Source organism: Heyndrickxia sp. FSL W8-0496, assembly GCF_038007825.1.
GTDB classification, from domain to species: Bacteria; Bacillota; Bacilli; order Bacillales; family Bacillaceae_C; genus Heyndrickxia; species Heyndrickxia oleronia.
The window spans coordinates 2281819-2295151 of the sequence record NZ_JBBOXX010000001.1; the positions used below are offsets into that span (position 1 = coordinate 2281819).

Here is a 13333-nt window from a genome sequence, read left to right on the forward strand (position 1 = left end):
TTCTTCCTTTGGTTAAAAATAGAAAGTATATAATTGCATTTGGAGGAAGATTAGATGCCAAACGAAGAAGTGAAAATGCCACAATTTCCTGAACCAATATGGAAACAGGGGATGGATATTCCTGGTTATTCCGAGTTGCTAGAGGATATCGAGGTAGATGTAGCAATTGTAGGAGGCGGTATTACTGGTATCACCACTGGTTATCTTTTAACAAAGGAAGGGTTAAAGGTAGCCATTATCGAAGCTGGAGAATTGTTGAATGGAACGACAGGTCATACAACTGCAAAAGTCACAGCACAGCATGGTTTAATCTATGATGAATTAATTCAAAATCTAGGAAAAGAACAGGCAAGACTTTATTATGAGGCGAGTACGGAAGCCATACAATTTATTAAAGAAACTATTAAAGAACATGGAATTGAATGTGACTTTAGTGAAGAAGATGCCTATATTTTTACAAATAGTGATGAATATGTACCAAAATTGAAAACAGAGGAGCAAGCGTATAAGGAATTAGGGATTAATGGTGAATTGGTTGAACAATTGCCTATTGATTATTCCGTGAAAGCTGCATTAGTGATGAGAAGCCAGGCTCAATTTCATCCAATAAAATATTTAAAACCGCTTATTGAGTATATCCAGCAATCTGGAGGACTAATATTCGAGCATACAACAGCTACAGATGTAGATTATGCAGAATATCCTATTGTTATCACGAGAGGTGGACCAAAGGTAAAATGTAAATATGTATGTGCATGCTCTCATTTTCCGTTTTACGACGGTCTCGGGTTTTATCCAACAAGAATGTATGCTGAAAGATCTTATCTTATTGCTGTGAAAACAGAAAAAGACCCTCCACCTGGTATGTATATTAATGCTGAACAGCCAACAAGATCTTTTCGCCGTATGAATTATCAGGGGGAGAATGTTCTGTTGGTAGGCGGTGAAAATCATAAGACAGGCCAAGGGATTCCTACCATTCAGCATTACGAGGCTATTGAAGAATATGCACAAACGACCTTTGGAATCAAGGATTTCTTATTTCGTTGGTCTGCTCAAGATTTAACGACTCTAGACAAAGTACCATATATTGGTCGAATTACAAGCAATCACGATAGAATACTTGTCGCAACAGGTTTTAGGAAATGGGGCATGACCAATAGTACTGTTTCCGCATTATTAATAAGAGACATCATTAGGGAGAAGGAAAATCGATTTGAAGAATTATTCTCTCCTTCGCGATTTAATGCTGATCCAAGTGTAAAAGAATTTATTTCAACGAATTTTGATGTGGCTAAGCATTTAGTAGAAGGAAAATTAGAATACCCACTTAGAGATATAGATGATTTAGAAAAGGATGAAGGCTCAGTTGTTAATGTGAATGGGAAGCGAGCAGGAGCTTATCGTGATTCAGAGGGAAAAATATATGTAGTTGATACTACCTGTACACATCTAGGCTGCGAAGTGGAATGGAATTCTGGAGATCGTACTTGGGATTGTCCATGTCATGGTTCGAGGTTCTCGATCGCTGGAGATGTAATAGAAGGACCGGCAGAGACATCTTTAGAAAAATTTGATTTAGAATAATAGAAAGAGCATCACATTGGTGGTGCTCTTTACATTTGAAAATTAGGCATTTTTATTTAATATAGGGATTTGTACTAAGTATGATCTATATATTTGGTTTCTTAAGACTAGCAAATCTAGATTTAATTAGATTGAAACTTTTTTAAGGAAAATACGTAAATATTAATGAATAATAATCTAAATGAGAGAAGGAATTTTATATGAGTGAAAAAGGATGTATAAAGTGTGGAAGTCAAAATGCTGGTCAAAAGGATGTAGCGATGACAGGTACGGGCTTATCTAAAATGTTCGACATTCAAAATAATCAATTTACAGTTGTATATTGTAATAACTGCGGATACTCGGAATTTTATAATAAACAAGCATCAACCGCCTCCAATATACTAGACTTTTTCTTTGGCGGTTAATATATATAAGAGCCTGACTCCAAGTAAACACTCATTTCTCTGAAAAGAGCAGTATGGAGTCAGGCTCTTAATTTGGTTGCGTATTTTCTCATTATCATTGTTGCTTCTTATCTTATAAAAATCAGCTAAAAGCCTAATTTTTTATTTACTATTGTTTGCCCAGTCCGTGTACGTACCACTTCCATTACAACCAGGACATTCTATGGAAGTTGAATAATAATATTCACTCAATGCAAGATGATTAATTCCTTTTCCTCGGCAATCTGGGCAAAAGCCCTTTGATTCCATATTAGCTAGCATTTTTTCATGCCGGTTGCTAGCCCATTCCTGAAATGTATTTAAAAGTCCCATCCATTTCACCTCTAATTTTGTTATTACTACTATGGTGTGAAATGAATGTGAAAATTATACAAATCCCCACTATAAGCGCAATTCAATAAGTGGTTTTGTATATTTTTTTATTAAATAGCTTCCTAATATTAAACAGATAGAGATGGAAAACAAAATTAACAATAAATAATTTTGCGCAAATGCTGCAAGTGATTCATCAGATACAAATGTTTCGATTATTTTAATAATAAATCCATGTAATAAATAGATATACAAGGTACGTTCACCAATGACAGTAAACTTAGATCCACCGGAAGGAACTAATGTTAAAAAGCCAAAAATCACAATAAATGTACTGATATATTGTATTCCTCGAAATACACCATCAATCAGGTTTACATTTCCCATATCTGCATAGGAAGAGGATCCGAGTAACCATGGAACTGCCTCACTTGGAAAAGAATAGCTAAAAACAATAAAGGTAGCACATATTAGGCCGATTCCAATTACACTCGAAAACTTGAAATCTTTTATCCATTGGATATGCTTTGCGTCGATTAAAAAACCAAATAGAAAATAAGGGAAAAATACAAAAGTTCTTGAAAGGCTTAAAAAGCTTCCAATTCGATCTATATAGCCAACAGCTATACCGATTCCAACGGCAAGCAAGAATCCAGCCCATTTTAATCGTGCAAAAACGTATAGGAAGATATTCCAACAAAACAAACTCAGTAAAAACCATAATGACCAATGTGGTTGTAGAAAATCAAATGTTAATGTTTGTTCTTCTCCGTTAAAGAAATAAAAAATGGAATAAATGACTTGAAAAATAACATAGGGTAAAAGTATCTTTTTAACCGATTTCATTAAATATCCTTTTTTTCGATATCCTTTTGCAAAATATCCAGATATTAAAATAAATGCAGGCATGTGAAACAGATAAATCACTGTATATACTGTAAATAAGAAATCATCATTCCTTTTTAAAGGACTAATGACATGCCCAAAGACGACTAAAAAAATTAAGATTAACTTTGCATTATCAAAGTATAAATTTCTTTTAGTGGTCGAAGCCATATTAACACCTCACTATATAATTTTATTTCTATTTTTATATAACATTATTTAATTTGTTCGACTAACAAAACTATAAATCCTAACCCTGTGATATAAATGTATTACTAAAAATATTGTATTTATATAAATAATGTTATCATCTCTATACCCGAATAAAGTTACAATAAGATAATAATCGTATTAAGAATTATTATTGTATAATTATATTTTTTACAGAAGGATTACAATTTTTATCAATCGTATAATGAAAAAAAATGTTGAAATAATATGAAAGGAAGGGAAAATAACAAGAAACGAGGAATCGTATATCGTGGATAAGGAAATGGAGTACGGCGAAGATTACAAATATATACCTGTCACTTCAATTATGAGCGGTTTGGGTCAGGAGGTATCAAATGATCTATATTGTTATACAGTCCAGGTGGTCAATGTAGGGTTTGTTGGGTATCCTAAGAAAGACTCTGAGTGGATTTTAATTGATGCCGGAATGCCGAAATCAGCTGACATGATTATCCGTGAAGCAGAAGATAGATTTGGTCCTAGTAGCCGGCCTAAAGCTATTGTCTTAACACACGGTCATTTTGATCATGTGGGAGCAATTGTTGAATTGGTCGAACATTGGAATGTTCCAGTATATGCGCATGAGTTGGAGTTACCCTATTTAATAGGAGATAAAAGTTATCCAGAACCCGATGCAACAGTAGAAGGGGGACTTGTAGCAAAAATGTCCCCATATTTTCCAAATGAACCGATCCATTTAGGAACGAATATTGAGAAACTGCCATCAGATGGTCGTATCCCAGGGATGGAGGATTGGCGTTGGATTCATACTCCAGGTCATTCACCCGGTCATGTATCTTTGTTTCGTGATAACGATCGTTCGCTGATAGCTGGAGATGCGTTTATCACGGTAAAACAGGATTCGCTTTTTAAAGTATTGATGCAAGAAGAGGAAGTGAACGGTCCACCAAGATATTTAACAACTAATTGGAAGGATGCTTGGGAATCCGTAAGAAAATTAGAAAAGTTATATCCAGATCATGTGATAACTGGACATGGGGTTCCAATGTCTGGAGAAAAATTAGCTAGTGGTTTAAAAAAACTCGTTGAAAATTTTGACCAAATAGCCATACCAGACTATGGACGTTTTGTGGATGGTCATCATTAAACATTAGAAATGATTAACAGGCTCTTTGAATGTATGTAGGTGATATTTGTATGGGTTAAAAATTATCAAACCTTCATTCTTAGAAATGAGCTGCAAACTTCATAAAGTTTACCTTTAATAATTGGAAGATAAGGGAGTAGTTTTGTAAAAGCAACTAACTATACGAAAACAGCCATTAGAAAGATCTTATTAAAAAGAGATCTATTTAAAATAAAATTTTCTAACATATAATTGCGTGTTTTAATATATTATTTTGAATTACGTAAAAAATTTTTTCGTATCATATCGTAAAACGAAAAATCCTATGTACCAATAATCTACTATTTACTGAAGGATATTAATTTGATAAGATGAAAATATGCTCTTCTACCTCCACTAACAATCTAAAGAGGAGGTTTCATAATGGCAAAAACAGCATTAATAATTAAACAAAATAAGGAACATAAATATAAAGTCCAAAACTATACACGCTGTAAGAATTGTGGACGTCCGCATTCAGTTATCCGTAAATTTAAGCTATGTCGTATATGCTTCCGTGAATTAGCCTATAAAGGTCAAATCCCAGGAATCAAAAAGGCAAGCTGGTAGTCCCCATCATAGTGGGGGCTTATTTTTTTCTAACGTAGTTATAAAAGGAATTGGGGGATTCGGCATCCTCCCAAATATATAGTCTTATGAAGACCCTATTAGACAAAGCTACACTATCCTTAAATTAGTTTTACTCCACTTATTAAGATCATTATAGCCATAATCGTTCTTAACGGTTTAACTGGTAGCTTAGAAGAGAGGATGCTTCCTACGATTACTCCTGGTATTGATCCTAACAATAAGTTAATCGTTAATAGATAATTGACATTACCAATACCTGCATGCATGATACCAGCTGCAGTAACTAATAAAAAAGCATGTGCAATATCTGTTCCTACTAGTTCAGAAGGGCTCATTCTAAATAAATATAGCATGGCTAAAGCAAATAATGATCCCGCTCCTATGGAGGTTAAGCCTACAATGAAACCTAAGACTGCCCCAACTATAATGGTTAACATGCGCTTTTCGTGTATGGATTTTAATTGAAAACGATTGAAGTTCAATTTATCCTTTCCAAAGGTTCTAATAAGGGTCGCAGATGCAACTAAAATTAATACATAACCTAATGCATGCTTAATGATTTGCTCTTGATTATGAAAGAAGGTATCAAATAAATGGAGCATGCCAACAGCAAGGATAGCACTTGGTATACTTCCAATGGCGAGATTTTTTACCAACTGGAGGTTGATTGTTTTCTGCCGCCAGTGTTGAATGGAACCAAAAAATTTTGTAATTGAATTATAGAATAGATCAGTTCCTACAGCAATTGATGGGCTAATGCCCAACAGTATTAATATGGGTGTTAATAAAGCTGCTCCCCCAACACCCGTTAATCCTACCATAAAACCAATTAATATCCCCATTATAATAATTCCAATACTCATTTGCACACGCTCCAAACTTTCAAAGTCTAAAAAGCAAGAAACCCATATCGATAATTTATGAAATGGGTATATACCTTGTTACAATCTAAATTTTAAAAATGGGTTGTATTAAAAGGGTATAATTGAAAAAAGCCTTCTCGTGAGAAGACTTTTACAATTATTTTTTTCCAAATAAATTGGTATCCATAACTGCCTCAGTTTTTTTGACACTTTCAAGGAGGGGAGTTTTTTTTACTGCTTCAATGATCCGATCAATATCATGCATAAGAGGAACTATGGCTAGGATGACTTTACCTGTTTCAAAATCTTTTCTTGTAAAGTGGTATCGCTTAACACCTACCGCTCTTGCTGCTTCAAAAAGTGCCGCTTGTCTTTGACCAAGGTTATTTAATGTAAGGCTGAACTGGTATTCATGAGGGGTAATTATTACTGCTAGTCCTTCATTGTTAAATAACTGGGATGCATAATCAGAGCCAATTAGATTAGAGACAAATAAATCATTGACATAAAGCTCTGAATCGCGTACTTCAATCTGACCTTGTTCCACTTCAGCAATATCTCCAATTGTTTTGCCCTTAGAAAATCTTTTTAAAATATAAAATATAATCAATCCGACAATGAAACCAACTAAAATATTAATCCAATCACTTTTAGAATTTACAATTTGTATGGTCAATGCTGTAACAAATGCGACAACTAGAGAAAAATAATTTCTCGACTCAAAGGATTTTGCTATTCCATCTATATATGCGTTTCCTCGAAATACGTATTCAGTATTTTCAAGGTCTGTTAAACTTTCCTTTTCTGCTTTTCTAACATCTCTAAATTGCTGAATAGCTATGGCTAAAAAGGTCATTGCAACAAAATTTTTTGTTAGAAGAGCAGGAATAGCCACTGCCCCTAAAGCTGCGGAAATAAAGCCAGTAACAATATGAATTAAATATCCATTAGGATAGCTTGGGTACTGACGGAAGTCTTCTTTTAATGAGAAAATTCTTGCAAGTGTTCCTACAATAATAGCTGTAACAATCATGATGATATGTTCGTGTGAAATCGATTCTTGGTTCATTTCATCACTCCGATAGTTAAGTGAAGATGATTATTTGGGTTCATCTTCATTGTTTAAATTGATTTTTTTGCAACCAACATATAAACAAGAGAAAATATCTAGACCCGACGTTGCTTTTGATAAACCTTTTAGATATGGAGTGACCAAATCTTTAAAATCTGAACCCACACCTTCTTCCTCTAATATGCCATATACATATAATTTCTTTTCTTCAAATAAAATAGCAATATTTCCTACTGCTTTGTTTGTTGAATCAACAACATTTAATACTTGAAAATGTGGGTTAATTATCTCAGGTGAAAAATATATTTGCAAAACGATCAACTCCTTATGAACATAGTTCGTCCTATTCGAACGCATTAAGTTAATTGTAATTTTTCAAACAAGGTATCTTTTTTATTTGAAGGTTCTTTTTTACTTACATGAATTAGTACTAAACATAAAAATCCAACAAATAATGTTAAACCTGCAGTTATTAAGAACATTCCTGTACGAGACCACTCCATTAAAGAGCTAAAAATGGGTGGTCCGATAGCCACACCTAGAAAACGTACTGATCCATACAAGGATGTGACGAATCCCCTACGATCTGAGGGGACAGAGCCTGTAATAAAACTATTTATACATGGGAGAACTAATCCTGTTCCGATACTGCTAATCCCAAGTATAGAAAAAAAGGGGACTAAACTCTTAAAAAATACGAGTACTGAGAAAGATACAGTCATGAAAAGCAGTCCTAAAATAATTAAGGATTTCATTAAGCGCATATTCTTACCAATTTTACTACCGGTGATATAGGAGGTAATCGTCATGATTAAAAGAGGGATCGCGAGAATACTCCCTTTTAATAGTCCATTAATATTATGGTCTTTTTCAAGAATATCAGAGATATAAAATAATACTCCAAATAGGGTAAATAAACATACTGCCCCAGTTAAATAGGCTGCAAACAACCAACGCCCTTCTGTCTTAAATACAGAAATTAGTCCTTTAACATATTTTCCAACAGGTGGCGGAGTTTTTTTTGACTTTTTTTCCTTTACAAAAAAAACCGTTAAAAGTATTGAAATGAGACAAAAAATGGGAAAAGCAAAAAAGGCTGCATACCAAAATAATATGGCAAGGAGTGAGCCGAGAATGGGGCTAATGACCTTACCAAAGCCATTTGAAGCTTCAACTAACCCTAAAACTTTGCTTTGTTCTCCACCTTTAAATAAATCTCCAGTTAATGCCATTGCAATAGGGGCAGTTCCTGCCGCTCCGATTCCTTGCATAACTCTACCTGCGAGTATCCATATGTAGGCATTAGAGAACCAAGCTGCTGCCGCTCCTGCTAAAATTCCCCCGCTTCCGTAAAGGATGAGAGAAGGAATGATAATTGCTTTCCTTGAAAAACGATCAGATAAATAGCCTAATATTGGGATGGATATTGCAGCGGCAATAGAAAAAACTGAGATGATTAAGCTAATTTTAAACTGAGAAACATCTAGTTCTGTTCGCATTTTAGGTAGAATGGGAATTAACATAGAGTTTCCTAAGACCAAAATAAGTGGGATGGACCCAATAGCTACTATGGTCAAGCCCTTTTGTTTCTGCTTTGGCAAGAATAGTACCCCCTAATTAAAAAAATGGATTGATTTAGGATTCCCTCATTATCTTTTAATATGATCACATTATTAAAACAAGGATCCATCAAGATTAGTTTTAATTACAGTTCATAACTTTTTACTCCATATACTTAATTGTTTTACATTATTTGAAATGTTCATCTGATTTATTCATTAGATATGAAATACTTCAATACTTCATTAGTAGCCTAAAGATAGTTCCTCTTTCTAAACAAAGTCATTTTTCATACCGTTTGTTGTTTTTTTAGGTAGCTCTTTTCTCAGTGAAATGTAGAGGGCTGACAGTCTTCAATTTATATTTTTTAGTTGAAACTTTATCTAAAAGGCAAGAATGTTTGAGAAAAGAGCAAATTTATTCCTTTCATAGGATCAAAAACATTATTTGAGTAAAGGTTATGATGAAGATTAATAACGAAGTTGTTTTAGATACATTGCCATTTTTTCTTTCAAGTCTGGCCGGTTCAAAGCAAAATCAATGGACGCTTGTAAAAATCCTAATTTATCGCCAATATCATATCGATTTCCCTTGATATTGTATGAAAAGATGGCTTCTTGATGGAGTAATAATTGTAAGGCATCAGTAAGCTGGATCTCCCCATTTTCGTCAGGTTTGACCTTTTCAATCATATCAAAAATAGCAGGCGTTAAAATATACCTTCCAATTATGGCTTGCGTAGAAGGAGATTCTTCAATGGTTGGTTTTTCAATGAGGTGGTTTACTTTATATAGCTCGCCAATCTGTTCTGTATAGCCGACAATCCCATATTTTCTAACCTCTGAGCGAGGAACCTCTTTACAACCTAAAATACTAGTCTTATTTCTTTGAAATTCACGAATCATCTGTTGTAAGGCCGGTTCTTCACTATCAATAATGTCGTCACCAAGGAGGATAGCAAAAGGCTGATTACCGATAAATTTTTTAGCACATAAAACTGCATGGCCAAGTCCCAAAGGTTCTTTTTGTCTTACGTAATGGATATCAGCCAATTGAGAGATATTACGGATCATCTGAAGCATTTCAAATTTTCCGGTTTTATTTAATAACATTTCCATTTCAACCGATATATCAAAATGATCCTCAATTGCTCGTTTATTTTTACCAGTTACGATAATTATATCTTCAATTCCTGAAGCGATAGCCTCCTCAACAATAAATTGAATTGCCGGTTTATCAACAATTGGAAGCATTTCCTTGGGCTGTGCTTTTGTTGCTGGCAAAAAGCGGGTACCTAATCCTGCAGCAGGAATGACTGCTTTTTTTATCATTTAGAACACCCCTTGTTATTTATTAGATGTCTTTTTATTTTGTATGAGAGGTGAAGGTTGTATTATCACAAATGAATGAGGAAGGAACAAGAGCAAAGAAATAGGAATATTATTCTATATTTTGCGAAACGATATTATCGTCAATACAATTTTATGAGGTGTAGCAATTGCAATTGCAAAACAAAAAAAAAGAAAAACTTATATTGATCATAGCATTTCTGTTACTAGCGATTTTTGTTTCTCCACTGTTTATTTTAGGAGAAGACGCTCATATCCGTGTACATGATAATTTGGATTCCAATTTAGCTTGGTATAAAGTTTTAGCAATTAGTGGACAAATGACTGGGCCATTAAATGGCTCTATTTCACAAATTATCAATGGGAATTTATCGCGAAATGCTTTCGGAACGGAGTTTAGTTTAATCGTTTGGCTGTATAAGTTATTTCCTACAATGATCGCTTATGCTCTTAGCCAAACGATTACAAGAGTCGTTGCTTTTATAGGGATGTACCTTTTACTAAAAAAGCATTTTCTATATGAAAAAGGCTGGGAAATTGTTAATGTCGGTACGGCACTTGCTTTTGCATTTACTCCTTTTTGGCCATCAGGTATGTTAAGTACGCTTGGGATGCCATTAGCCCTTTGGGCATTTTTAAATATTAGAAAAGGTGAAAGCTTACTTCGTAATTACGTAGTTCTAACTCTAATTCCGTTTTATTCTAGTATAGTGTTAGGCTTCTTTTTTTTCTTAACAGCAATGGGAATATTGTGGTTAGTAGATGTAATAAAGGGGAAAGGATGGAATCCTCGATTTATCCTATCAATTATTTATATGACCTGTGTCTATTTCCTTGTTGAATATAGACTAGTTTATTCTTTTTTATTTGACCATGTGCCAAACAGTAGAGATGAATATTTTCATGCTAGACTGTCATTTTGGCATTGCATTCGTCTTACTTTTAAAAATTTTATTTTCGGTCATCATCATGTTGCAACTATTCATACACTTGTCATTTTACCAGTTATGATTCTTGCTTTTTTTCTCATTATTGTAAAAAAACTGTGGAAGCAGGAAAAAATGTTTGTTTCTTTATTTATATTAAATTTTGCGCTATCTGCGTGGTATGCCTTTTGGTTTTATAAAGGTTGGCTTCCACTAACGAAAATGTTTCATTTTATGGATACTTTTAATTTTGCAAGATTTCACTTTTTAAGACCGCTTATTATCTATGTATTATTTGCCCTATCATTAAAAATTCTTTTCAAGTATGGGAGCTTTCGGAAGTTAATCCTAGAAGGATTCGTGCTATTACAAATAATTGTCATTGTTTTTTTTAATGAGGAGATTCTCTTTCGGGATAAACCATCAGTTAAGCAATTTTTTGCAGAGGAGCAGTTCAGTGAGATTAAAAATTATATTAACTTGCCACTAGAAAGTTATCGTGTAGCAAGCCTTGGACTTCATCCGGCTATTGCCCAATATAATGGGTTTTACACATTGGATACATACAATAATTTTTATCCTTTAAGCTATAAATATCAATTTCGGAAAATTATAGAAAAAGAACTTGCAAAAAATAAAACCATTCGAGTTTATTTTGATGAATGGGGTGGACGTTGTTATATGTTTTCAAGCGAACTTGGAAAACATTATATGTTTAAAAAACACACAAAAAAAAGAGTGAAAAATTTAGAACTTAATACAGTAGTTTTCAAGGAAATGGGAGGAAGATTTATTTTTTCTGCTGTTCCAATTGATAATGCAATCGATAATAATCTTGCCTTAGAAAAGGTTTTTGAATCAAAAAGCTCAGCATGGAAAATCTATCTTTATAAAGCATTGTAGTAGTAGGAGGAGGGATTAAATGGATCACCCGATTCTCACAATTGTTGTTCCCTGTTATAACGAAGAGGATGTTTTAGAAGACTCCATTTTACAATTAGATCATTTACTAATGAATTTGGAAGAAGAGGGACTCATATCGGATAAAAGTAAAATTCTATTTGTTGATGATGGAAGTAAAGATGATACTTGGAGAATGATTTATAAAGAAACCTTAAAAGGTGGACGAATTAGAGGGTTAAAACTATCAAGAAATGTTGGACATCAGCATGCGCTCCTTGCTGGATTATTTACTGCCAAAAAAACTTCTGATTGTGTCATATCAATGGATGCTGATTTACAGGATGATATTCATGTTGTTCGTGATTTTTTAATTAAATTTCACGAAGGCTATGAAATCGTTTATGGAGTTAGAAGCAACAGAGATAGTGATACCTTCTTTAAAAGGAGTACAGCTCAAAGCTTTTATAAACTAATGAATATAATAGGAATTGATTTAGTATATAATCATGCGGATTTCCGTTTAATGAGCAAACGTGCAATAGACGAGTTAGAACGTTTTGAAGAAGTTAATTTGTTTTTACGAGGAATTGTCCCACTAATAGGATTAAAATCCACGCAAGTTTACTATGTGCGTAATAAAAGGTTGGCTGGTAAAACGAAGTACCCATTAAAGAAAATGCTTGCCTTTTCATTTGAAGGAATTACCTCTCTTTCGGTTACACCTATCCGTTTGGTGATGGTAGTAGGATTCTTGTCTTTTCTTATCAGCCTTGTATTTGGATGTTATTTTTTAGCATTAAAGTTTTTCGGTCATACAACGACTGGCTGGACTTCATTAATTACTTCTATATGGTTAATTGGAGGGTTACAGTTAATGTCTATTGGTTTAGTGGGGGAATATATCGGTAAAATATATAAAGAGACGAAGCGGCGACCTAAGTTTATTATCGAAATGGACACCTTAAATTTACCCATGCCCCGTCATTTAATAAATGCCGGAGGGAAAGATCATGAGCTCAATCGTACAAGCTTTAGAAATTTATCTGAAACGAACTAATTCATTCATTCGTTTTTTGCTCGTCGGAATGATAAATACTCTTATCGGATTATTTATTATGTTCACGTTATTAAATGGTTTTCACCAACCATATTGGCTTTCCACTTTTATAGGGAATGGGACTGGTGCGTGTGTTAGTTATTTTTTAAACAGAGTATTTACGTTTCAAAGTAGAGTGGAGTTGAATAAAAGTGTAATTCTATTTATTGTGACGATCCTTGTCTGTTACTATCTCTCCTATTCGCTCAGCCATTTGATTGTATATAATCTTTTAAGCACCTTGATAAAAGGTTTCTACTTATCTGATGAAGAACAGGCGATCCTAATCGGGACTGGATTTTATACGATTATGAATTATTTAGGACAAAAGTACATTGTTTTTAAAAATTAAATACCTAATAATTCCTGAATGGATTTTATCAAAA

The 13333-nt window shown here is 33.7% G+C and carries 14 protein-coding genes; 7 read left to right on the forward strand and 7 right to left on the reverse strand.

Translation table 11 applies throughout. The features are described 5' to 3' along the window. The first annotated feature begins 54 nt into the window (after window positions 1-54). Window positions 55-1587 (forward strand): FAD-dependent oxidoreductase, encoded by a 1533-nt coding sequence (locus NST63_RS11505; RefSeq protein ID WP_341042163.1) that lies wholly within the window; start codon window positions 55-57, stop codon window positions 1585-1587. A gap of 200 nt (window positions 1588-1787) precedes the next feature. After that, window positions 1788-1994, forward strand: coding sequence for a zinc ribbon domain-containing protein (locus NST63_RS11510; protein ID WP_341042164.1), 207 nt, complete (start codon window positions 1788-1790; stop codon window positions 1992-1994). Window positions 1995-2135: 141 nt separating this feature from the next. On the opposite strand, the gene NST63_RS11515 is transcribed toward NST63_RS11510, so the two are convergent. Both NST63_RS11515 and NST63_RS11520 read right to left on the reverse strand, forming a co-directional pair. After that, window positions 2136-2345 (reverse strand): methionine aminopeptidase, encoded by a 210-nt coding sequence (locus tag NST63_RS11515; protein WP_341042165.1) that lies wholly within the window; start codon window positions 2343-2345, stop codon window positions 2136-2138. A gap of 69 nt (window positions 2346-2414) precedes the next feature. Beyond that, complete coding sequence (locus NST63_RS11520; protein WP_341042166.1) at window positions 2415-3401, reverse strand: acyltransferase family protein; 987 nt, start codon at window positions 3399-3401, stop codon at window positions 2415-2417. Between the two features lie 310 nt (window positions 3402-3711). Between NST63_RS11520 and NST63_RS11525 the strand changes: the two genes are divergently transcribed. Further along, window positions 3712-4569: an MBL fold metallo-hydrolase gene (locus NST63_RS11525; protein ID WP_071974927.1), complete on the forward strand. Its 858-nt coding sequence runs from the start codon at window positions 3712-3714 to the stop codon at window positions 4567-4569. Between the two features lie 402 nt (window positions 4570-4971). Continuing rightward, on the forward strand, window positions 4972-5157 hold the full coding sequence (locus NST63_RS11530; RefSeq protein WP_071974926.1) for a type Z 30S ribosomal protein S14: 186 nt from the start codon (window positions 4972-4974) through the stop codon (window positions 5155-5157). A 119-nt stretch (window positions 5158-5276) separates the two neighbouring features. Here NST63_RS11530 and NST63_RS11535 read toward each other — a convergent pair whose 3' ends face one another. From NST63_RS11535 to galU, 5 genes are all read right to left on the reverse strand, one after another. Then, complete coding sequence (locus tag NST63_RS11535; protein WP_058004412.1) at window positions 5277-6041, reverse strand: sulfite exporter TauE/SafE family protein; 765 nt, start codon at window positions 6039-6041, stop codon at window positions 5277-5279. Between the two features lie 157 nt (window positions 6042-6198). Next, window positions 6199-7110: a YIEGIA family protein gene (locus NST63_RS11540; RefSeq protein WP_341042167.1), complete on the reverse strand. Its 912-nt coding sequence runs from the start codon at window positions 7108-7110 to the stop codon at window positions 6199-6201. A gap of 30 nt (window positions 7111-7140) precedes the next feature. Then, entirely contained in the window at window positions 7141-7425 is a 285-nt protein-coding gene (locus NST63_RS11545; protein ID WP_071974924.1) for a hypothetical protein, read from the reverse strand. A gap of 44 nt (window positions 7426-7469) precedes the next feature. Beyond that, window positions 7470-8714, reverse strand: a complete 1245-nt coding sequence (locus NST63_RS11550) for an MFS transporter (RefSeq protein WP_212945228.1) — start codon at window positions 8712-8714, stop codon at window positions 7470-7472. A 429-nt stretch (window positions 8715-9143) separates the two neighbouring features. Next, window positions 9144-10004: a UTP--glucose-1-phosphate uridylyltransferase GalU gene (gene galU, locus NST63_RS11555; protein ID WP_212945229.1), complete on the reverse strand. Its 861-nt coding sequence runs from the start codon at window positions 10002-10004 to the stop codon at window positions 9144-9146. Between the two features lie 173 nt (window positions 10005-10177). Here galU and NST63_RS11560 point away from each other — a divergent pair, with 173 nt between their 5' ends. The 3 genes from NST63_RS11560 to NST63_RS11570 are packed head-to-tail and all read left to right on the forward strand — an operon-like array spanning window position 10178 to window position 13299. Then, window positions 10178-11851 (forward strand): DUF6044 family protein, encoded by a 1674-nt coding sequence (locus tag NST63_RS11560; protein WP_341044178.1) that lies wholly within the window; start codon window positions 10178-10180, stop codon window positions 11849-11851. A 19-nt stretch (window positions 11852-11870) separates the two neighbouring features. Beyond that, the gene (locus NST63_RS11565) at window positions 11871-12908 is read left to right on the forward strand and encodes a glycosyltransferase family 2 protein (RefSeq protein WP_071974921.1); all 1038 of its coding nucleotides are present in this window, start codon (window positions 11871-11873) and stop codon (window positions 12906-12908) included. After that, the gene (locus NST63_RS11570; protein WP_212945231.1) at window positions 12862-13299 is read left to right on the forward strand and encodes a GtrA family protein; all 438 of its coding nucleotides are present in this window, start codon (window positions 12862-12864) and stop codon (window positions 13297-13299) included. Before NST63_RS11565 ends, NST63_RS11570 begins: the two co-directional genes overlap by 47 nt. Window positions 13300-13333: the final 34 nt, after the last annotated feature.